At 62.0% G+C, this 21710-nt stretch carries 20 protein-coding genes; 7 read left to right on the top strand and 13 right to left on the bottom strand.

What is annotated here, in order from left to right; all coding sequences use genetic code 11:
* The first annotated feature begins 95 nt into the window (after positions 1 to 95).
* Genes AC07SU_RS00325 through AC07SU_RS00305 form a run of 5 tightly spaced genes read left to right on the top strand, consistent with a single transcriptional unit; the run spans position 96 to position 5650 of the window.
* A complete protein-coding gene (locus AC07SU_RS00325) occupies positions 96 to 1739 on the top strand; it encodes an AMP-binding protein (RefSeq protein WP_494995800.1) in 1644 nt (547 codons plus the stop codon).
* 21 nt (positions 1740 to 1760) lie between these two features.
* The gene (locus AC07SU_RS00320) at positions 1761 to 2528 is read left to right on the top strand and encodes an SDR family NAD(P)-dependent oxidoreductase (protein ID WP_494995799.1); all 768 of its coding nucleotides are present in this window, start codon (positions 1761 to 1763) and stop codon (positions 2526 to 2528) included.
* A gap of 12 nt (positions 2529 to 2540) precedes the next feature.
* Complete coding sequence (locus tag AC07SU_RS00315; RefSeq protein ID WP_494995798.1) at positions 2541 to 3725, top strand: acetyl-CoA C-acyltransferase; 1185 nt, start codon at positions 2541 to 2543, stop codon at positions 3723 to 3725.
* A 12-nt stretch (positions 3726 to 3737) separates the two neighbouring features.
* Positions 3738 to 4865 carry an acyl-CoA dehydrogenase gene (locus AC07SU_RS00310; RefSeq protein WP_494995797.1) on the top strand — a complete coding sequence of 376 codons (1128 nt, stop codon included), beginning with the start codon at positions 3738 to 3740 and terminating at the stop codon, positions 4863 to 4865.
* 11 nt (positions 4866 to 4876) lie between these two features.
* Positions 4877 to 5650: an enoyl-CoA hydratase gene (locus tag AC07SU_RS00305; RefSeq protein WP_494995796.1), complete on the top strand. Its 774-nt coding sequence runs from the start codon at positions 4877 to 4879 to the stop codon at positions 5648 to 5650.
* Positions 5651 to 5989: 339 nt separating this feature from the next.
* Here the strand turns inward: AC07SU_RS00305 and AC07SU_RS00300 are convergent, their stop codons facing one another.
* The 12 genes from AC07SU_RS00300 to arnC form a co-directional block, all read right to left on the bottom strand.
* Positions 5990 to 7141: an acyl-CoA dehydrogenase family protein gene (locus AC07SU_RS00300; protein ID WP_494995795.1), complete on the bottom strand. Its 1152-nt coding sequence runs from the start codon at positions 7139 to 7141 to the stop codon at positions 5990 to 5992.
* A gap of 3 nt (positions 7142 to 7144) precedes the next feature.
* Positions 7145 to 8248, bottom strand: coding sequence for an enoyl-CoA hydratase/isomerase family protein (locus tag AC07SU_RS00295; RefSeq protein ID WP_494995794.1), 1104 nt, complete (start codon positions 8246 to 8248; stop codon positions 7145 to 7147).
* A 131-nt stretch (positions 8249 to 8379) separates the two neighbouring features.
* The gene (locus AC07SU_RS00290) at positions 8380 to 9090 is read right to left on the bottom strand and encodes an HPP family protein (RefSeq protein ID WP_494995793.1); all 711 of its coding nucleotides are present in this window, start codon (positions 9088 to 9090) and stop codon (positions 8380 to 8382) included.
* A gap of 164 nt (positions 9091 to 9254) precedes the next feature.
* Positions 9255 to 9458, bottom strand: a complete 204-nt coding sequence (locus AC07SU_RS00285; RefSeq protein WP_256349841.1) for a type VI secretion system contractile sheath small subunit — start codon at positions 9456 to 9458, stop codon at positions 9255 to 9257.
* A gap of 288 nt (positions 9459 to 9746) precedes the next feature.
* Positions 9747 to 11369, bottom strand: a complete 1623-nt coding sequence (locus tag AC07SU_RS00280; protein WP_494995792.1) for an ArnT family glycosyltransferase — start codon at positions 11367 to 11369, stop codon at positions 9747 to 9749.
* A 3-nt stretch (positions 11370 to 11372) separates the two neighbouring features.
* A complete protein-coding gene (locus tag AC07SU_RS00275; RefSeq protein WP_176996089.1) occupies positions 11373 to 12752 on the bottom strand; it encodes a UDP-glucose dehydrogenase family protein in 1380 nt (459 codons plus the stop codon).
* On the bottom strand, positions 12749 to 13162 hold the full coding sequence (gene arnF / locus AC07SU_RS00270) for a 4-amino-4-deoxy-L-arabinose-phosphoundecaprenol flippase subunit ArnF (protein ID WP_176996090.1): 414 nt from the start codon (positions 13160 to 13162) through the stop codon (positions 12749 to 12751). Before arnF ends, AC07SU_RS00275 begins: the two co-directional genes overlap by 4 nt.
* Positions 13159 to 13506, bottom strand: a complete 348-nt coding sequence (arnE, locus tag AC07SU_RS00265) for a 4-amino-4-deoxy-L-arabinose-phosphoundecaprenol flippase subunit ArnE (RefSeq protein WP_494995791.1) — start codon at positions 13504 to 13506, stop codon at positions 13159 to 13161. The genes arnF and arnE overlap by 4 nt, the downstream gene beginning before the upstream one ends.
* Complete coding sequence (gene arnT / locus AC07SU_RS00260) at positions 13503 to 15158, bottom strand: lipid IV(A) 4-amino-4-deoxy-L-arabinosyltransferase (protein WP_494995790.1); 1656 nt, start codon at positions 15156 to 15158, stop codon at positions 13503 to 13505. Before arnT ends, arnE begins: the two co-directional genes overlap by 4 nt.
* Positions 15155 to 16039 carry a 4-deoxy-4-formamido-L-arabinose-phosphoundecaprenol deformylase gene (gene arnD / locus AC07SU_RS00255; protein ID WP_176996093.1) on the bottom strand — a complete coding sequence of 295 codons (885 nt, stop codon included), beginning with the start codon at positions 16037 to 16039 and terminating at the stop codon, positions 15155 to 15157. The genes arnT and arnD overlap by 4 nt, the downstream gene beginning before the upstream one ends.
* A complete protein-coding gene (arnA, locus tag AC07SU_RS00250) occupies positions 16039 to 18030 on the bottom strand; it encodes a bifunctional UDP-4-amino-4-deoxy-L-arabinose formyltransferase/UDP-glucuronic acid oxidase ArnA (RefSeq protein ID WP_494995789.1) in 1992 nt (663 codons plus the stop codon). Before arnA ends, arnD begins: the two co-directional genes overlap by 1 nt.
* Positions 18027 to 19067 carry an undecaprenyl-phosphate 4-deoxy-4-formamido-L-arabinose transferase gene (gene arnC, locus AC07SU_RS00245; RefSeq protein WP_494995788.1) on the bottom strand — a complete coding sequence of 347 codons (1041 nt, stop codon included), beginning with the start codon at positions 19065 to 19067 and terminating at the stop codon, positions 18027 to 18029. Before arnC ends, arnA begins: the two co-directional genes overlap by 4 nt.
* 471 nt (positions 19068 to 19538) lie before the next feature.
* On the opposite strand from arnC, the gene AC07SU_RS00240 reads away from it, so the two are divergent.
* Positions 19539 to 20342 carry a M949_RS01915 family surface polysaccharide biosynthesis protein gene (locus AC07SU_RS00240; protein WP_494995787.1) on the top strand — a complete coding sequence of 268 codons (804 nt, stop codon included), beginning with the start codon at positions 19539 to 19541 and terminating at the stop codon, positions 20340 to 20342.
* 115 nt (positions 20343 to 20457) lie between these two features.
* Positions 20458 to 21372 (top strand): site-specific integrase, encoded by a 915-nt coding sequence (locus AC07SU_RS00235; protein ID WP_176996097.1) that lies wholly within the window; start codon positions 20458 to 20460, stop codon positions 21370 to 21372.
* Positions 21373 to 21378: 6 nt separating this feature from the next.
* Here the strand turns inward: AC07SU_RS00235 and AC07SU_RS00230 are convergent, their stop codons facing one another.
* The gene (locus AC07SU_RS00230; RefSeq protein ID WP_494995786.1) at positions 21379 to 21645 is read right to left on the bottom strand and encodes a DUF2790 domain-containing protein; all 267 of its coding nucleotides are present in this window, start codon (positions 21643 to 21645) and stop codon (positions 21379 to 21381) included.
* Positions 21646 to 21710: the final 65 nt, after the last annotated feature.

Raw genomic sequence — 21710 nt, 5'->3', positions numbered from 1 at the left:
TGACCATTGCCGCTGCGCCGCTCTAGAGCGACTATTTCCGCGATTCGTGTGATGCAAAATGTCCTGAAAATAAAAATACAGAAGGATTTGAAGCAATGCGTGAGTATTTGGCTGCCACTACCGAGTTCGATTACCAGCACACCGTCGACGCCGCACTGGCCGGCACCCTGCAGGGCCTCAATGCCTGTGTGGAGTGTTGCGACCGCCACGCGTTGCCGGGGCGCATCGCCTTGTTTTGGGAGGGCAAGGACGGCCGCAGCGCCACGTCCACCTTCACCGAGTTACAGGACCAGGCCTCACGTTTTGCCAATTTCCTGCTGGCCCAGGGCGTCGAGCGCGGCGACAAGGTCGCCGGCCTGCTGCCGCGCACGGCCGAATTGCTGGTGGTGGTATTGGCCACCTGGCGTATCGGTGCGGTGTATCAACCGCTGTTTACCGCCTTTGGCCCCAAGGCCATCGAACACCGCCTGGGCAGCTCGGGGGCTAAGTTGGTGGTCACCGACGCGGTGAACCGGCCCAAGCTCGCCGAAGTCGAGGGCTGCCCAACCATCGTCACCGTCGCCGGGCCCAAAGGCGAAGGCATCGTGCGCGGCGACTACAGTTTCTGGGCCGAGTTGCCCAACCATTCCAACGATTGCGCGCCGGTGCTGCTGGGCGCCGATGACCCGTTTCTGCTGATGTTCACCTCGGGCACCACCGGCCCGTCGAAGGCGCTGTCGGTGCCGCTCAAGGCGATCGTTGCGTTCCAGAGCTACACCCGCGACGCCGTGGACCTGCGCCCCGAAGACGCGTTCTGGAACGTTGCCGACCCGGGCTGGGCCTATGGCATTTATTTCGGCGTGACCGGCCCACTGTCCATGGGCCACCCGATTACGTTCTACGATGGCCCGTTCACCCTGGAAAGCACTTGCCGGGTGATCAACAAATACGGGATCACCAACCTTACCGGCTCGCCGACCGCGTACCGCCTGCTGATTGCCGGTGGCGAGCAGTTCGCTCAGTCGATCAAGGGCAAGCTGCGTATCGTCAGCAGCGCGGGCGAACCCCTGAACCCGGAAGTGATCCGCTGGTTTGCCGACAACCTCGGCGTGACCATCCACGACCACTACGGCCAGACCGAACTGGGCATGGTGCTGTGCAATCACCATGGTCTGGAGCACCCGGTGCACGTTGGTTCGGCGGGTTTTGCCTCGCCGGGGCATCGCATCGTGGTACTGGACGACGACTATCAAGAACTGCCGGCCGGGGTGCCCGGCATCCTGGCCATCGACCGCGAGCAATCACCGATGTGCTGGTTCGCCGGCTACGACGGCGTGAAGACCAAGGCCTTCGTCGGTAAGTACTACCTTAGCGGCGACACCGTGGAGCTCAACCCCAACGGAAGCATCAGTTTCGTAGGGCGCAGCGATGACGTGATCACCACCTCCGGCTACCGGGTCGGCCCGTTCGACGTGGAAAGCGCCCTGGTGGAGCACCCAGCGGTGATCGAAGCGGCCGTGGTGGGCAAACCCTGCCCGCAACGCACCGAAGTGGTGAAGGCTTTTGTGGTGATCAATGCGCACTACCGCGCCACCGAGGAACTCGCCGAAGAGCTGCGCCAGCACGTGCGCAAGCGCCTGGCGGCGCACGCGTATCCCCGCGAAATCGAATTCGTCAGCGACTTGCCCAAGACCCCGAGCGGCAAGCTGCAACGCTTTATTTTACGCAATCAGGAAATCGCCAAGGCGGCGGTGGCCTGACCTTTTTTCAAGGACACTATGATGCAAATCCAAAACAAGGTTTTTCTGGTCAGCGGCGGTGCTTCGGGCCTCGGCGCGGCAACTGCCGAGATGCTGGTCGCGGCCGGCGCCAAGGTGATGCTGGTGGACATGAACGCCGACGCAGTGGCGGCCAAGGCCAAACAGCTGGGGGATAACGCACGCAGTGCAGTCGCCGATATCAGCCAGGAAGCCGCTGCCGAAGCCGCCATGCAGGCCACTGTCGCCGCCTTTGGTGGGCTGCACGGCCTGGTCAACTGCGCCGGCGTGGTACGTGGCGAAAAGATTCTGGGCAAGAACGGCCCCCACGGGCTGGCCAGCTTCGCCCAGGTGATCAACGTCAACCTGATTGGCAGTTTCAACCTGCTGCGCCTGGCTGCTGCTGCCATCGCGGAAACCGAAGCGAATGCCGATGGCGAGCGCGGCGTGATCATCAACACCGCCTCGGTGGCCGCGTTCGACGGGCAGATCGGCCAGGCGGCGTATTCGGCCTCCAAAGGCGCGATTGCCAGCCTGACCCTGCCTGCTGCCCGCGAGCTGGCGCGCTTCGGCATCCGCGTCATGACCATCGCCCCGGGCATTTTCGAAACCCCGATGATGGCCGGCATGACCCCTGAGGTGCGTGAGTCGTTGGCGGCCGGCGTGCCATTCCCGCCACGCCTGGGCAAGCCTGCCGAGTACGCCGCCCTGGTGCGACACATCATTGAAAACAGCATGCTCAATGGCGAGGTGATCCGTCTCGACGGCGCCTTGCGCATGGCAGCCAAGTAAGGAGCACACCCCATGAGCGATCCGATTGTTATTGTCAGCGCCGTCCGCACGCCGATGGGCGGTTTCCAAGGCGACCTCAAGGGCCTGACCGCACCGCAGCTGGGTGCTGCGGCCATCCGTGCGGCGGTCGAGCGCGCCGGAATTGCCAGCGACGCGGTCGATGAAGTGCTGTTCGGCTGCGTACTGCCAGCGGGCCTCGGCCAGGCACCGGCGCGGCAAGCCGCGTTGGGCGCCGGCCTGGATAAATCCACGCGCTGCACCACCCTCAACAAAATGTGCGGCTCAGGCATGGAGGCGGCGATCCTGGCCCACGACTCGCTGCTGGCCGGCAGTGTCGAGGTGGTGATTGCCGGTGGCATGGAGAGCATGTCCAACGCGCCGTACCTGCTGGACCGTGCGCGCAGCGGCTACCGCATGGGCCACGGCAAGGTGCTGGACCATATGTTCCTCGACGGCCTGGAAGACGCCTACGACAAGGGGCGCCTGATGGGCACCTTTGCCGAGGACTGCGCGGTGCACAACGGCTTCAGCCGCGAAGCCCAGGACGCGTTTGCCATTGCCTCCCTGACCCGTGCACAGGAGGCGATCAACCACGGCAGCTTCGCCGCCGAAATCGTGCCCGTGCAGGTCACCGTGGGCAAAGAGCAAAAAACCATCCTGCATGACGAGCAGCCGCCCAAAGCCAAGATCGACAAGATCGCCAGCTTGAAGCCGGCCTTTCGCGAAGGCGGTACGGTCACGGCAGCCAACTCAAGCTCGATTTCCGACGGTGCGGCGGCTTTGCTGCTGATGCGTCAGTCCGAGGCGCAAAAGCGTGGCCTCAAGCCGCTGGCGGTGATTCATGGGCACGCCGCATTTGCCGATGAGCCAGGGCTGTTCCCGGTGGCGCCGGTGGGCGCGATCCGCAAGCTGATGAGCAAGACTGGCTGGAACCTGGGTGAAGTGGACCTGTTTGAGATCAACGAAGCCTTCGCCGTGGTCAGCCTGGTGACCATGAGCAAGCTGGAAATCCCTCACGCCAAGGTCAATATCCACGGTGGCGCCTGCGCCCTGGGCCATCCGATCGGCGCCTCGGGCGCACGCATTCTGGTGACCCTGCTCTCGGCCCTGCGCCAGAAAGGCCTCAAGCGTGGCGTTGCCGCCATCTGCATCGGCGGTGGTGAAGCCACGGCCATGGCCGTCGAATGCCTGTATTAAGGACTCACCCCCATGCTACCCAATGACGAACAACTGCAAATCAGCGACGCGGCCCGGCAATTTGCCCAGGAACGCCTCAAACCCTTCGCCGCGGAGTGGGACCGTGAGCACCGCTTTCCCAAGGAGGCCATCGGCGAGATGGCCGAACTGGGCTTTTTCGGCATGCTGGTGCCGGAACAGTGGGGCGGTTGCGATACCGGCTACCTGGCCTATGCCATGGCCCTGGAAGAAATCGCGGCCGGTGACGGGGCGTGCTCGACCATCATGAGCGTGCACAACTCGGTGGGGTGTGTGCCGATCCTCACGTTCGGCAACGACTACCAGAAAGAGCACTTCCTCAAGCCCCTGGCCAGCGGTGCCATGCTCGGCGCCTTCGCGTTGACCGAGCCGCAAGCCGGTTCCGATGCCAGCAGTCTGAAAACCCGTGCGCGGCTGGAAGGCGAGCATTACGTGCTCAACGGCTGCAAGCAGTTCATCACCTCGGGGCAGAACGCCGGCATCGTGATTGTGTTTGCCGTGACCGACCCTGCGGCGGGTAAGCGCGGGATCAGCGCGTTTATCGTGCCTACCGATTCGCCGGGTTATACCGTGGCGCGGGTCGAAGACAAGCTCGGCCAGCATGCGTCCGACACTTGCCAGATCCTGTTCGAGGACGTGAAGGTGCCGGTGGCCAACCGCCTGGGCGAGGAGGGCGAAGGCTACAAGATCGCCCTGGCCAACCTGGAAGGCGGCCGCGTCGGTATCGCCTCGCAATCGGTGGGCATGGCCCGCGCCGCCTTTGAAGCAGCCCGCGACTACGCCCGTGAGCGCGAAAGTTTCGGCAAGGCGCTGATCGAACACCAGGCCGTGGCCTTTCGCCTGGCGGACATGGCCACGCAAATCGCCGTGGCCCGGCAGATGGTGCACTACGCCGCCGCCCTGCGTGACAGTGGCCGGCCGGCGCTGGTGGAAGCCTCCATGGCCAAGCTGTTTGCCTCGGAAATGGCCGAGAAAGTCTGTTCGGCCGCCTTGCAAACCCTGGGCGGTTACGGTTACCTGAGCGACTTCCCGTTGGAGCGCATCTACCGCGATGTGCGGGTTTGCCAGATCTACGAAGGCACCAGCGATATTCAACGCATGGTCATCTCACGCAATCTCTAAGGAGCCGATACATGAGTTACGAAACCATCCAGCTTGACGTCCACGGCCGTGTCGGCCTGATCACCCTCAACCGTCCACAGGCCCTGAACGCCCTCAACGCGCAACTGGTCAGCGAACTGAACCAGGCGCTGGACGGCCTGGAAGCCGACCCGCAAATCGGCTGCATCGTGTTGACCGGTTCGAAGAAGGCCTTTGCCGCCGGTGCCGACATCAAGGAAATGGCCGAGCTGACGTACCCGCAGATCTACCTCGACGACCTGTTCAGCGACAGCGACCGCGTGGCTAACCGCCGCAAGCCGATCATTGCCGCCGTCAACGGTTTTGCCCTGGGCGGCGGCTGTGAACTGGCGTTGATGTGTGACTTTATCCTCGCAGGCGACGGCGCCAAGTTCGGCCAGCCGGAAATCAACCTCGGCGTGCTGCCGGGCATGGGCGGCACCCAGCGCCTGACCCGCGCCGTGGGCAAGGCCAAGGCCATGGAAATGTGCCTGACCGGGCGCTTTATCGATGCAGTGGAAGCAGAGCGTTGCGGCATCGTGGCCCGTATCGTGCCAGCCGATGAGCTGTTGGACGAAGCGTTGAAAGTTGCCACCCTGATCGCGGGCAAATCGGTGCCGATCAGCATGATGGTCAAGGAAAGCGTGAACCGTGCCTTTGAGGTGAGCCTGTCTGAAGGCGTTCGCTTTGAACGCCGCGTGTTCCATGCCGCGTTCGCGACCCAGGACCAGAAGGAAGGCATGGCCGCATTCGTTGCCAAGCGCGCGCCCGACTTCAAAGACCAATAACCCGCCCCACCCACATAGTAGGAGCCGGCTTGCCGGCGATGCAGACGCCTCGGTTTATCAGGGATACCGAGGCGATTCCATCGCAGGCAAGCCAGCTCCCACAGTGGAGAGTGGTTTCCAGGCCCCGCAATTCTCCTGTAGGAGCCGGCTTGCCGGCGATGCAGACACCTCGGTTTATCAGGGATACCGAGGCGATTCCATCGCAGGCAAGCCAGCTCCCACAGTGGAGAGTGGTTTTCCAGGCCCCGCAATTCTCCTGTAGGAGCCGGCTTGCCGGCGATACAGATACCTCGGTTTATCAGTGACACCGAGGTGATTCAATCGCCGGCAAGCCGGCTCCTACAGTTGGTAGTGTTTGAGCTCCCGGGCAATCACCATCCGCTGAATCTCGCTGGTGCCTTCGTATATCTGCGTGATCCGCGCATCCCGGTAGTAGCGCTCCACCGGGTAATCCTCCAGATACCCATAGCCGCCATGAATCTGCATCGCCGAGGAGCAGACCTTTTCGGCCATCTCTGAAGCAAACAATTTGGCCTGGGACGCTTCCGACAGGCACGGCTTGCCAGCACTGCGCAGGCGCGCAGCATGCAGGATCAGCAGGCGTGCGGCGTTGAGCCGGGTCTGCATGTCGGCCAACAGGTTGGCGACGCTCTGGTGTTCGATGATCGCCTGGTTGAACTGCACACGGTCGCGGGCGTAAGCCAACGCAGCCTCGAAGGCCGCGCGAGCGATGCCCAGGGCCTGGGCGGCAATGCCGATACGACCACCTTCCAGGTTGGACAGGGCGATGGCCAGGCCTTTGCCACGCTCACCCAGCAGGTTGGCTTCCGGCACGGTGCATTGGTTGAGGGTGACGGCGCAGGTGTCTGACGCCCGAATACCCATCTTGTGTTCCGTGCGGTCGACCACAAAACCTGGGGTGTTGGTCGGCACCAGGAACGCCGAGATACCTTTCTTGCCCAGGTCCGGGTCGGTGACCGCAAACACGATGGCCAGCTTGGCGCGCTTGCCGTTGCTGACAAACTGCTTGGCGCCGTTGATCACCCATTGGCCGTCGCGCAATTCGGCGCGGGTGCGCAAGTTATGCGCCTCGGAACCGGCTTGGGGCTCAGTGAGGCAAAAGCAGCCAATGGCTTGGCCACTGGCGAGGTCGGCCAGCCAGGTCTGTTTCTGTTCGGTGGTGCCGTAGTTGAGGATCGGCCCGCAACCCACTGAATTATGGATACTCATGAGGGCGCCGGTAGCACCGTCGCCGGCTGAAATCTCTTCCACCGCCAGGGCATACGCCACGTAGTCGACATAGGTGCCGCCCCATTCTTCAGGGACCACCATGCCCAACAGGCCCAGCTCACCCATCTTGGCGACCAGCCCATCGTCGATCCACCCGGCTTTTTCCCAAGCCTGGGCGTTGGGGGCGATTTCGCCACGGGCAAAGTCGCGCGCCATGTCGCGGATCATCACTTGTTCTTCTGTGTATTCAATGTCTTGCATGGCTTAGTGAACCTTCTGCGCGAAATCGTGAAAGAAGCTCTCGACGTGGGTGGCGTCCAATCCGTGCAGCGTAGGCGGGTTCCAGTGCGGGGTTTTGTCCTTGTCGATGATCAAGGCGCGAACGCCTTCGATCAGGTCGCCACGCTCGAACCACTGGCGATCCAGGTGCAATTCCAGCGCGAAGCACTGTTCCAGCGGCAGGCGACGGCCGCGACGCAGCATCTCCAGGGTGACGGCCATGGCCAAGGGGGAGCGGGTTTGCATCAGGTCGGCGGTGGCCAGCGCCCACTCATGGCTGTCGGCGATGGTGACGGCGCGCAATTGCTCAACGATGCTCGGCACGTCCGGCAAGGCGAAAAAATGGTCGATGACGGGGCGCAGGGCAGCCAGCGGCGCGTCCGGCAGTTGTTGCACGGCGAGCTTGGCGAGTACGCCTTGCAGGTCTTTTAGGGGAGAGTCGTGCCACTGCAGGCGGTCGAGCTTCTGGTCCAACTCGGCGAGCCTGGTGCTTTCCAGGTACCAGTCGGCCAACCCGCAATACAGGGCGTCTGCGGCACGAATCTGCACGCCGGTCACGCCCAGGTAAATGCCCAGCTCACCCGGAATGCGCGGCAGGAAATAGCTACCGCCCACATCAGGGAAATACCCGATGGCCACTTCCGGCATCGCCAGGCGGCTGCGTTCGGTGACAACGCGCAGGTCGGCGCCTTGCACCAGGCCCATGCCGCCGCCGAGGACAAACCCGTCCATCAGGGCCAGCACCGGTTTGCGGTAATGGTGGATAGCCAGGTCGAGGGCGTACTCCTCGACGAAGAAGTCTTGGTGCAGGGTGTCGCCGCCTTTGAAACTGTCGTACAGCGAGCGAATATCGCCTCCGGCACAGAAGGCTTTTTCGCCGGCACCGCGCAGGACCACGGCGTACACCTGCGGGTCCTCGGCCCAGGCCTGCAACTGCTGGGTCAGGCTGCGCACCATCTCCAGGGTGATGGCGTTCAAGCCTGCCGGGCGATTGAGGGTGAGGTGGCCGATATGGTTGCGAACGTCGGCCAGTACCTCGTCTTGAAGAATGTCGGCGCGGCTTGCTTCGGATGAAACCTGAGCAGTCATCTCTAACTCCCTGCTTTTATTGTTCTTTATCAAGATGTTCGTAGGCGAACGCTCTCGCGATCGTACCAGTGCAAATTTGCCCCGTACAACCTTGAATCATGCAGGTCGTTTTTGCATTTTTGCAGAGGAACTCAAGCCGCCCGATGGGCCAGCACCTCACCGATGCTGCGTCGTCGCGCATGGCCTTCAGCCGCGTGGATCAGCTGCTCAAGCTCAGTGGGTTCGATGTCGTAGAACTGCTCCATTTCGGCCAACGCCAGCTTCAGGTCGGCGGCCGTGATCGTGGGGTCGGTGGCGGGCGTCGGGGTGCCCATCACCACGGCAGGCGATTCGGCAGCGCCCTTGGGATAACGCGTGCGGGTGGCATTGTTGTAGGCCAGTGCACACAGCAACAGCGCACTGGCGCCGAACATGACCGGCGCCATTTCGTACCAGCCCAGGCTGATGGAAGCCGGATCGGCCAGCACCAGGCTCATGGCCAGGCCGCCGGCGGGTGGATGCAGGCAACGCAGCCAGCAAATCAGCACCACCGTGATGCCCGCCGCAAGGCAGGCGCTGCCCAAGGTTCGCCCCAACACCCGCGCCACCAACAGCGCGACGACACTGGCACACAAGTAGCTGCCAATAATCGACCAAGGCTGCGCCAGGGCGCCCGACGACACGGCAAACAACAGCACCGCCGAGGCCCCGAGAGGGCCGAGCAGATGCAGCGCCACGTCCATGCCAAACACGTGGGCACAGGTCCAGACACTGAGCATCGTGCCCAGGGCCATGCCGATGGCGGCGCGGCTCCATTCGGCGGGGCGCGTGTTGATTGCAGCGGGTAAAAAACGAGCGAGCATTAAAAAGGGTCCATAAACAGCGGGCGAAAAAAAAGGCTTGCCTGGTTTCCCGGAAAAGCCCTTTGAAAGTTCCAACATTTGGGGGAGGAACCTGTGCAGTGTGCCGATCTGAGTGAGCGGCCACCAGTGCATATTAATGAGGGTTGAGTGCAATAATAATGAAGTTAAAGGACGGCGCCAAAGGGAATCTGACGCACGCTATGCAGATCGGGGATGTTGACCTTGCCGAGTACGCGGCAATCGGTCTCTTCGTTGAACAGGTGTTTTTGCAGGTTTTTCTTCAGCTCAGGGTCGTCAGCCAGCGGCCCTTTCAACGCCACCAGGGCGTCCCGCAAGCCCATCAGTCGTTCCAGTGCCGGCAGGGGCAAGGTCACTCGATCATCTCGCACAAAATTCTCCTCTCAGTGAAAGAGGCCATCACGGTGGGGATGGCCTACAGCATCCTTGTCGTTATGCGTTTAAAAACCTTCGGGCCTGGTGGTAGATAGTTAAGGCACTTGGTGAGCGAGTCTACATTTGGGGTCTGAGCGCCGGAAGAGGTGAGTGCCCCAGGCATTACGCATTGGGCTGTAGGATGTTTCTTGGCGATAAGAATGCAAAACGCCCACTCTTTGAGGAGTGGGCGTTCTTTCGTACAGAACCACGCAACAGCGCTATCAATGCGGCGTGGATTTGGCCAGGTGCAGCAGCACGTAAGGGTTCTTGTCGAACTCCCCGGTGAGCGTGGGAGTAATGGAGCGCAACCGAGGGTCTTGCAGCCCCTCGTAATCTTCCTGGCTCATCACCAGCCAGGCGGGACCTTGCACCGGGGCCAGCTCGGCTGGCAACTGGGTGAACAGGGGCACCCGGTCGCAGTCGAGGTTGACCATCAACTTGATGGCTTTCGCGTCTTTGCCCAGTGCATGCAGCACCACGGGCGCCGGTTGCTGGTTGATCTGTGCCTTGACCGCCAGGCTGAAGGTACGGGTGTCATACAGGCTACGCTCAAGCGGCTCAACCACCACGATGTACGTCGTCCAAATCGCCAACACGGCCGCCAGCGCAGGGCCTGCCGGGCGTAACCGCACGTTGAACACCGCCAGCAACGCGAGCACTTGAAGCACACCCAGCACGACAAACATCAGCGTCAGGCTACCCAACTGCTCTGCATAGCGGCGGCGCGCCACCAGCAAACCGATGGCCAACAGGGCAGGGAACAACGTCCAGATGCCCAGCATCAGGCCGCGCAACCCGGCAAACAAACGTCCCTGGGTGACCTGGAACGGGTACGCCGCAATGATTGCCGCCATGGGCAGCATCGGCAGTATGTAGCGGGCTTTCTTCGCCTGGGGAACCGACAGGCCGAGCATCACCAGCAAACCTGCCGCTGCGCAGTACAACACCAACTGCAGCGCAGGATCCGGCACACGTCGCCCGTTCAGCGCCACCGCCAGCAGCACCAGCAACGCCACCGGGTACGCCAGCGCGTAATTGCCGATGGAGCTGGTGAAGTAGTACAGCACGCCGCTGGAGCCTTCGGTGCCATCCATGCGCCCCAGGAACTGCATGCGAATCACATCGCGCATGAAGTCTTCACCGCCGCTGAGCTTGGCCAACAGCAACAACAGGCCGACACACGCCGCCAGCAACGCCAGGGCCAGCAAGCCGAAGCTGAACAACTGGCGCCATTGGCGGTTGATGAGGTAATAGCTGCACAGCACGCCGGTGGGGATCACCAGGCCAATGGGCCCACGGATCGCAAAGCCGATGATCAGCAGCAAGAACAGCCAGTGCAGGCGCTTGCCCGCACCGAAGTGGTCGTGGGCGTAACCCAGGTAGAACACCGCCAACGCCACGGCCGCGAGCATCTGGTCAAGAGACACCGCGCGGGTTTCGCTGATGAAGGTACTGCTGAGCAGCAACATCGCCACACTCAGCAGGCCCCAACGCTGGGAGTAGGGCGCCGTGAGGCGGTACACCAGGGTGACGATCACCGCCGAAGCAATGGCCGTCGGCAGCCAGGCCGTGAAGCTGGTCACCTGCCCCAAGGGCAGGGAAAACAGCCACGTCAGCAGGGTCGAGGTGGCCAGGTAGTCGGCATAGGGCTGCCCGTACGTGGTGGGGAAAAAGCTAGGCCCATGGCGCAGCATTTCCTGGGCGAACACCACGAAACGCGAGTCGAAGCCGATGATTGCCTGGTGCCAGTTACCGGCAACGAACAGCACCAGCGCCAGGAGCCCGAGCCCCAGCGACTGGTGTCGAATCGTTGCATTGAGCAGCGGCGGATGAGCTTTGTTCACGTATCAGGCTTCCTGACCCTGCGGCACCCACTGTTGCTGAGGGATTGGCAATTCACAGGAGTCACCACGCCCAATCGGGAAGTACTTGAAGCCTTTGCGCGATAGACGCTCGCCATCGTACAGGTTGCGGCCGTCGAAGATCACCGGGGTTTTCAGGCGCTGGTGGATCAGGTCGAAGTCCGGGGCCTTGAACTGCTGCCATTCGGTGCAGACGATCAATGCATCGGCGCCGCTCAGGGCCGATTCCGGAGTGCCCAGCAGCGTCAGGCGCGATTCATCGCCGTAGATGCGCTGGGTTTCCTGCATGGCTTCAGGGTCGAAGGCACGTACATTGGCGCCGGCGGCCCACAGGGCTTCCATCAGCACGCGGCTGGGCGCATCACGCATGTCATCGGTGTTGGGCTTGAACGCCAGGCCCCACAACGCGAAGGTCTTGCCCTTCAACTCGCCTTTGAAATAGGCGTTGATGCGTTCGAACAGCTTGCTCTTCTGGCGCTGGTTGATGGCTTCGACGGCTTCCAGCAGGTCGCTGGAGCAGTTGGCCTCTTTAGCGCTGTGGATCAGGGCGCGCATGTCTTTGGGGAAGCACGAGCCGCCGTAGCCGCAGCCCGGGTAGATAAAGTGGTAGCCGATGCGCGAGTCGGCACCGATGCCCAGGCGCACGGCTTCGATGTCGGCGCCCAGGTGCTCGGCCAGTTCGGCGATCTGGTTGATAAAGCTGATCTTGGTGGCCAGCATGCAGTTGGCGGCGTACTTGGTCAGTTCGGCGCTGCGCAGGTCCATAAAGATGATGCGGTCGTGGTTGCGGTTGAACGGCGCGTACAGGTCGCGCATCACTTCGCGCACTTCTTCACGCTCGCAACCGATGATGATGCGGTCCGGGCGGCGGCAGTCGGCAACGGCCGAGCCTTCCTTGAGGAATTCCGGGTTGGAGACGATATCGAAGTCCAGGTGACGGCCGGCCACGCGCAGGTTCTTCTCGATGTGCGCGCGCAGGGTGTCGCCAGTGCCCACGGGTACGGTGGATTTTTCCACCAGGATCACCGGCTCTACACGGTGACGGGACACCGCGTCGCCGACCGACAGCACGTACTTCAGGTCGGCCGAGCCGTCTTCGTCGGACGGCGTGCCCACGGCGATGAACAGCACTTCACCGTGTTCCACGGCGAGTTTTTCGTCGTGGGTGAAATGCAGGCGTCCGCTTTCCAGATTCTCTTTCACCATCGCGGCCAGCCCCGGCTCGAAGATGGTCACATGGCCTTTTTGCAGCGATTCGACCTTGTTCTTGTCTACGTCCATGCAGATGACATCGTGACCGACTTCGGCCAATACGGTGGCCTGCACCAGACCGACGTAACCACTACCAAATACACTGATTTTCATGGGGCATTCCTGGGACTTGTGGTGCTAGCACGACGAGAGTTAATAACCAGTACACCGAGGATGACCAGCGCCACCCCCAGGGTTTTCGAAAGCGAGAAATGTTCGTTGAACACCGGCAGGCTGGCAGCCAACAGGTACACCAGCGCGTAGCTGATGCTGAGCAGCGAATACGCACGGCCGAGGGGCAGATCCTTGAGCGCGCCGAGCCAGCAGAGCATCGACAGCGCATAGGCGATGATCGCCAGGATCACCACGCCCAGGGCGCCAAGGTCGATGGCATTGCTGTTGAAGGCTGTGAGCCATTCAGTCGGCAGCGGCAGGCGCGTCATGCTCCAGCGCATGCCCAACTGGGCGGCGCTGACCAGTCCGACGCTGCCCAGGGCCAGGGCAAAACCACGCGCCCGGCTCATACCTGACGCCCCAGCAACACGACACCGGCGATCACCAGCACCACGCCAAACCAGTGGCGGCCGTCGATGTGTTCGTGGAACACAAAGCGCGCCATCAGCGTGACCAGCACAAAGTTCAGGCTGAGCATGGGGTAGGCGATGCCCACTTCCAGGCGCTGCAATACCAGCAACCACACCAGCAGGCCCAGACCCAGGCAGATCAGCGCCGACCACAGCCACGGCGAGCGCAGTTTCAACGCCCAGCCGTCGGGCTGGTCACGCCAGCTTTCTACGGCAAACTTTTGCGAAACCTGGCCCATGCAGGTGAGCAGGCAGGCACCGAGTAATAGAAGCAGGGTGATCATGGAGCGGCCTTGGGGAAGATCAGGATCACGATGTTGCCTTGCTCGTAACGCTTGCCATCCTGGGGCAGCAAGTTCACTTCAGCGACCTCATCGTCACCCTTGACGCGCATCACCACACCGACCGGGCCTTGTTTGCGCGCATCGCTCATCCATTGCTGGACCTGGCTGATGTCCACCTTGCGATGGGCCGTGTCTGCGAAAGCAAGACCGTATTTCACTTCACCGACGGTGTTGTAGAGGGTCACGTCGGGGCGGTGCAGGCGCCACGCCAGGGCCGAGGCGGCGCCCAGGTCATTGCTCAGCAGTGCGGTGGTCGGTTGCAGTTCCTGCAGGTGGTCGATGATGAATTGGTCCGGGGTCTTGTTGTACACCACCGAGTGGGGCAGTGCGGCCGGCACCAGGGCCACCAGCAGCCAGCTGCCGATCGCCGGTGCTGCCCAGAGTTTCAAGGGGCGCGCCGCTTGCAACAGATTGACCAGGATCCAGCCGAACAAGAAGGTAAACACCAGCACCAGGCTGAGGGTTTCCTGGCCATGCTCGTACACCGGCTTCTTCATTTGGAACCAGCTGAGGGCCAACATCGCCACCAAACCGATCACCAGGTTCAGCCAGCCGTTGATGCGCAGCGCACGCCCACGGTTTTGGGCCAGCTTGTCGGCCAGGGTCGAACCCATCAGCAGGGCCAGGGGCAACAGGCACGGCATGATGTAGGACGGCAGCTTGCCTTTGGCCAGGCTGAAGAACGCCAGGGGCATCAGCAGCCACAGCAGCAGGAAGGCAGTTTTCGGCAGGCGCTTGTCTAGCCAGGCCTGTTTGACCGTGGACGGCAGCAGCGCCACCCAAGGCAACGAGAACGCAATCAACAACGGCAGGTAGTACCAGAACGGCTCGGCGTGCTGGGCGTCGTCACCGGCAAAGCGTTGGATATGCTCGTGCCAGAAGAAGAAGTTCCAGTAGTCCGGCTCCTGCAGGTGCACGGCCAGCGCCCACGGCAGGCTCACGACAATCGCCACGACCACCGCCACCAGGCCGTAGCCGAGCAATTCACGAAAGCGTTTTTGCCAAATGGCGTAGGGCAGGGCGATGAGCACCGGCAGCAACCAGGCCAGGAACCCTTTGGTCATGAAGCCCATGCCACAGGCAAAACCCAGCAAGGCCCAGGCGCCCAGGCGGCCACGGCGCGTGGTGTTGTCGAAGCAGAACCACAAGGCGACGCCGGTCAGGTTGACCCAGAAGGTGAACTGCGGGTCGAGGTTCGCATAGCCGCCCAGCAGGGCCACACTGGCGAAACTCATGTAGAGCACGGTGCTGACCAGGCTCTTGCGCGGGTCATTCCACAACCGGCGCGACACCAGGTACACCAGCAGGATGCTCAGGCCGGTGCTCAAGGCGGAGGCAAAGCGCACGCCGAACAGGTTCTGTCCGAAGATCGCCTGGCCCAGCGCGATCATCCAGTAGCCGGCGGCGGGTTTTTCAAAGTAGCGGATGCCCATGAAATGCGGCGAGGCCCACTTGCCGGTCAACAGCATTTCCTGGCTGATCTGCGCGTAGCGGGTCTCATCCGGGATCCACAGGCCATGGGTGGCCAGCGGCAACAGGTAGAACACGCCAAACGCCAACAGGAGCAGGGGCAATGCCAGGCGCCGGATCATGCTTGTTGCACTCCGAGCCAACCCTCGCGCCCAGGCAGGGCGCCACGCACCAGCTGTTGCTGGGGCAAGGTGGTCACATCGGCGGGCAACAGGTCGCCCAGCGGTTTGAAATCGATGCCGCGCTGCCCAGCCTGGGCAAGCAACTGGCGAAAATCATTAGCCATCAGAATCCCTTCTACTTCGGCATGAATCGTGTAGACGTTCAGCTTGGACTCGGCAAAGCGGTCCAGAATGAAGCCGTTGAAGTCTTTGGCAGCCACTACCGGCCCGACGACTTCGTCGAAGGTCGGCAGGTCTACCGGAATTTGTGGGGTGCCCGCGCTGCCATCGGCCAAGGTTGGACGAAACAGGCTGGTGCCCCGGCAATCACTGTTGTAGCGAAAGTTGAAACCTTGCTTGGCTTGCACCACGCGTTCATCGGCACGCCAGCCGGCCGCCGCTGAACAATCGATACGCTCGCCGAGGATGTCGCTGAGGGTGTCGACGCCACGGCGGATCTGCTCGATCAGCTGTGCCTCGCTCCAGCGCCCGGTGTTGGCCTGCCAGCCGTGGTGGTCCCACGCGTGCAGGCCCACTTCATGCCCGGCAGCCTTGGCCTGGCGCATCAAATGCCCCAGGTCGCGGCCAATCGGCTTGCCCGGCCAGGCGGTGCCAGCCAGCAAGATGTCCAGGCCATACAGACCGACGGCGTTGGAGCGCAGCATCTTCCACAGGAACTGCGGGCGGATGAGGCGCCACAAGTGGCGCCCCATGTTGTCCGGCCCAACGCTGAAGAAGAAGGTTGCCTTGACCCCGGCTTCATCCAGGGATTCAAGCAACCGCGGCACACCTTCACGGGTGCCACGGTAGGTGTCTACGTCGATGCGAAGGCCTGCCTGCATTACTTCTTGTCCGCGATTTCGAGCATGGCTTCTTTCAGGAAGAAGTCCAGGGTGTTACCGATGGTCTCGCTCATCTCGACGGTCGGCTCCCAGTTCAGCAGGCGCTTGGCGTTTTCGATGCTTGGCTTGCGGTGCGCCACGTCCTGGTAACCGGTACCGTAGAACGCCTTGCTTTCCACGTCGCGGAAACCGGCGAACGGAGGGAAGTTGCTACGCAGCGGGTGCGCTTCGAACTGACGCAGCAGTTCTTCGCCCAGCTGACGAATGCTGGCTTCGTTTTCCGGATTGCCGATGTTGACGATCTGGCCGTCGCACACGCCGTTTTCGTTATCAATGATGCGTGCCAGCGCTTCGATACCGTCGGCGATGTCAGTGAAGCAACGTTTTTGCTCGCCGCCGTCGAACAGACGGATCGGGGTGCCTTCCACCAGGTTCAGGATCAGTTGGGTGATTGCACGGGAGCTGCCGATACGCGCCGAATCCAGGCGATCCAGGCGCGGGCCCATCCAGTTGAACGGACGGAACAGGGTGAATTTCAGGCCTTTGTCGCCGTAGGCCCAGATCACGCGGTCCAGCAGTTGCTTGGAGACCGAGTAGATCCAGCGCTGCTTGTTGACCGGGCCGACCACCAGGTTGGAGGTGTCTTCGTCGAAGTACTGGTCCTGGCACATGCCATACACTTCAGAGGTCGACGGGAAGATCACGCGCTTGTTGTACTTCACGCAGTAGCGAACCAGTTTCAGGTTCTCTTCGAAGTCGAGCTCGAAAACGCGCAGCGGGTTACGGGTGTATTCGATTGGGGTGGCGATGGCCACCAGCGGCAGCACCACGTCGCACTTCTTGATGTGGTACTCGATCCACTCGGTGTGGATGCTGATGTCGCCTTCCACGTAGTGGAAGTTCGGGTGGCTGCGCAGGCGCTCGATAGCGTCGGAACCGATGTCCAGACCGTAGATTTCGTAGCGGTCGTCACGCAGCAGGCGTTCGGACAGGTGGTTACCGATAAAGCCGTTCACACCCAGGATCAGTACACGGGTACGACGTGGCTTGCGGCCGGACTCGGCGCCGCGCAGCACGGAACCGTCGACCAGGCCCAGTACATCGGCCAGGGCAGGGCCGGCCAGGAACAGGCCGTCGGCGTTGCGCTGGCCGAAGTTGACCACCAGGGAGTCTTCGCCGCAGGCAATGCGCAGCGGGTTAACGCTGATCACACGACCTGGCGCCAGGCCTTCGTTGCCCTTGACCACTTCGGCTTGCCACACGATCAGTTTGTGCTCGCCCACGGCGCAGAACGCGCCCGGGTACGGCTGGGTGACGGCGCGAACCAGGTTGAACAGCTCTTCAGCGGGTTTTTTCCAGTCAAGCTTGCCGTCAGCCGCGGTGCGGCGGCCGAAGTAGCTGGCCTGGCTTTCGTCCTGGGCGGTTTCGCTCAGCTTGCCGGCAACCAATTGTGGCAGGGCATCGCGCAGCAGGTTGGCGGCGGCGTCACGCAGCTTGGCGTGCAGGGTCAGGCCGGTGTCGGTGCGGTCGATGATGACTTTTTGCTGGGCCAGGATTGCGCCGGCATCGGCGCGCTTGACCATGCGGTGCAGGGTCACGCCGGTTTCGGTTTCGCCGTTGACCAGCACCCAGTTGGCCGGGGCGCGGCCACGGTATTTCGGCAGCAGGGAACCGTGCAGGTTGAACGCGCCTTTCTTGGCGGTGGCCAGCAGCGCTTCGCTCAGCAGGTTGCGGTAGTAGAAGGAGAAGATGAAGTCCGGGTTCAGCTTGGCGATGCGCTCGATCCACAGCGGGTGGTTGGCGTCTTCCGGTGCATGCACCGGGATGCCGTTGCGGGCGCACAGTTGGGCGACGGAGCCGTAGAAATTGTTTTCCTTGGGGTCGTCGGCATGGGTGAACACGGCAGCAATGTCGTAGCCGGCAGTCAGCAGGGCTTCAATGCCTGCACAGCCAATATCGTGGTAAGCGAAGACAACGGCTTTTGAATTCATGACGAAACCTGATCGGAAGGAGAAGTAGAGGTGGAGGTATGGGAAGACACCAGGCCGTCAACGACGACGACAGGTGCCGGTACTGCCGGTGTGTTGCGCAGCACTTTTTCAATAAAGAAGCGCGGGCGGGCGCGCACGTCGCTGTACATGCGGCCCAGGTATTCACCCAAGAGGCCCATACCGATGAACTGGCCACCGGTGAACACGAACAGCACCGCAAACAGCACGAACATGCCGTCGCCGGCCCATTGCGCGCCGAAGGCCAGGCGCAACACGATCAGGGCAATGGCGAACAGCACGCCCAGGGCCGCCAGGCTGAAGCCGACCACGGAGAGCAAACGCAAAGGCGTGGTGGTCATGCAGGTCAGCAGGTCGAACATCAGGCTGATCAGCCGCATCGGGCTGTACTTGGACTCGCCGTGCTCGCGCTCGGCGTGGTGCACGAGGATTTCCGTGGTGTGGCGGGCAAAGCCATTGGCCAGGATCGGGATAAAGGTGCTGCGCTCGCGGCAGGCGAGCATGGCGTCGACGATGGTGCGGCGGTAGGCGCGCAGCATGCAGCCGTAGTCGGTCATGGCCACGCCGGTGGAGCGCTGCACGGCCAGGTTGATCAGGCGCGAAGGCCAGCGGCGGAAGGCCGAGTCCTGGCGGTTGTTGCGCACGGTGGCGACCACGTCGTAGCCCAGGGCGGCTTGCTCGACCAGGCGCGGGATTTCTTCGGGCGGGTTCTGCAGGTCGGCGTCGAGGGTAATCACCACCTCGCCACGACACTGCTCGAAACCGGCCATGATCGCCGCATGCTGGCCGTAGTTGCGGTTGAGGATCACCGCCACCACGTTGCTGCCGTCTTCGGCGGCAGCGTCTTCCAGCAGTTGGGCCGAATTGTCGCGACTACCATCATCGACCAGGATGATTTCGTATTCGTAGGCCAGTTGCTTGCAGGCTGCCGTCGTGCGACGCAGCAATTCAGGCAGGCTCTCTTGTTCGTTGTAGACCGGGATAACGATCGACACGCAATGAATAGGGTAGGGTTTCAAAGATTCATGACCTCGGGGCTAGAGCAGGTTGGAGCGTGAAAACGGCAGTAACCAGCGGCTGAAAGCTCAGTGAACTGATTAAACATGGCGTGGGGTTGCGGCATTCATTCGACTTTCCTGAGGACGGGCATTGGTTTCTTCCATGGCTAGCTGAGTAAAGACGAAATATATGAAAGGTAAAGCGTAATCAACAGGTTAGTCGTAGAACACGCGGCTTGTTCTCAAGTCCTGGGGCAGAGATTAAGCGGAAAAATGTTGAACGAATATGAAAGGCTGATGAAAAACTCGTTTATTTGACAGGTAGACAGCTAGGGTTCAGCTAAGTGACTGACGCGCCAACGGATACTGTTTGCGGGCAAAAACCCAGGGTTTTCCCTAGCGTGTGGAGCGCTCCCCGGTTTATTCAACAATCTTCTCTGCATTGGCCTTCAAGTGCCGGTAAAGTAAGCCATCTCTTGCCAGGGTACTCGGATGAATAGCGTGCAGCTTTTGCGCGGCCAGTTGCGGCCGGCGTTGATGGGATTGTTGATGGCCGTTGCGTGCGTCACCACCGTGCGGGCCGATGACGGCGTGGCACTGACCAGCATCGACCAGGTGCCGGACGGCGTGGAAGTCCGTGGCAAGCAGGTCGCGGCCTACACCTGGGACGACCATCAGGGCAAGAACTTGCTGGTGCTCGCCGAGCAGGTCAGCGAGCGCGATGATGACGGCACTCAATCGGCGTTCGTCTACGCGGCGCAATACCTGCTGAGCGGCGACCATCCCAAGCGTGTCTGGATGCTCTACGACGATGTGCAGCATTGCCAGTTCGATGCGGCGCTGCGTTTTGACATGGCCGCCACCAAGGTCACCGACCTGTCTGGCGACGGCATCACCCAGGCCACGGTGGGTTATTCACGCACCTGCACCAGCGATGTCAGCCCCAACGAATTCAAGTTGATCATGCACGTGGGCAAGTCCCAGAAATACCGACTGCGCGGTGTCGACCGCGTGGGCGCCAGTTGGTGGGACGAGGAGGCCGGCGCCCTGCGCGGCATGCCGCTGCCCAAGGATTGCAGCGTGGCGGCGCAACAGGCGTTGGTCAGCCAGTACAAGGAGCAGGGCACCGAATTGCCGCTGCCGGGTTGCTACAGCGAAGAGAAGGATTTCGCCAAGGCACCGGAGGGTTACCTCACGTTCATGCGCCAGCATTGGTTCGCACTGATGCAAAAACAGGACGCTGACTGGAGCCAGTCCCAGGCCCAGCCACAGGACCCGACCGACGACGAAGAGTAAGCCGTGATTTTGTGCCAGGGCTGATCGTGGGGTAGACTCGGCTCTCGCCAATTCACTAAATATCTCTATTAAACAAAGGCTTGTTAGAGGTATTTAATCCAAAGGCTGATCTACCTTGACTGAGTCTATCCGCAACCCACTGACCCTTTACCTCACCCGCCTGGCGCCCTCCAGCCAGCTGACCATGCGCTACGTGCTGCAAGATGCGGCCGACCGCCTGGGCTTTGAAGACATCAACCTTGAAGACATCGACTGGCATTTGCTGCAGCCGGAGCATGTGATTGCCCTGGTAGCCGCGCTGCGTGAGGACGGCTATGCGCCGAACACCTCGTCGCTGTACGTGAACGCGGTGCGCGGCGTGATGAACGAAGCGTGGCGGATGAGCCTGATCAGCCAGGATCACTTATTGAAGATGCGCTCGGTCAAGGCAGCTCCCGGCACGCGTCTGGGCCAGGGCCGCAACCTGCGCCGTACGCTGATCCGCGAAATGATGGCAGTGTGCGCTGCCGACCCGCGCCCCCAAGGCCTGCGCGATGCTGCGGTGATCGGCATCCTCTATGGCTCGGGCATGCGCAAGTCGGAATCGGTCAACCTGGACCTGGCCCAGGTCAACTTTGACGAACGCAGCCTGCGGGTGACCGGCAAGGGTAACAAGGAATTGATCAAATATGCGCCAGCCTGGGCCTTTGAAAAGTTGCAGGCCTGGCTGGCGTTTCGTCGCGAGCAGCTCAAGGAAGGCGAGCAAGACGATGCATTCCTGTTCAATCGCATTCGCCGGGGCAGCCACATCACCCGCGAGCGCATCACCAAGCACGCGATCTACTACATCGCCCGCCAACGCGGCGAACAGGTGGGGGTGAAGATCATGCCTCACGATTTTCGCCGCTCGTTCATCACGCGGGTGATCGAAGAGCACGACCTCTCGATTGCGCAGAAACTGGCGCATCACACCAACATCCAGACCACCGCCAGCTATGACGTGCGTGAGGATAACGAGCGGCGCCGCGCAGTCGACCGCTTTGACCTGTAGCGCGGATCAACCGTGCTGGCAGGCGTCGCCGACGCGCACATAGTCCAGCTCATGGCGCACGCCCTGGCTGTCCACGTACACCACGTGGCCCTTGACCGGCCCACAGGCGGTTGAAGCGCCGCTGGTGTTGCGCACGGCCTTGGCGATATCCAGGTCTTCGGAATAATCATCGACCTGGGTGGCCGGCGCATTCGCCCCGGGAGCGGGCGCGTCCTGGGCGGCAGCGAAGGTGCTGAACAGGCTCAGCACAGCAGCAATAAGCACATAACGCATGATGACCTCCAGCACCGAACGGTGACGGCTTGACTGTGGTCGCCATTCTATAAAGCCCGCCTGCG

This window comes from Pseudomonas sp. GW821-FHT05H12, assembly GCF_059419385.1.
The sequence above is the reverse complement of the archived record's forward strand: the minus strand, read 5'-3'. Positions and strand labels throughout refer to the sequence as shown.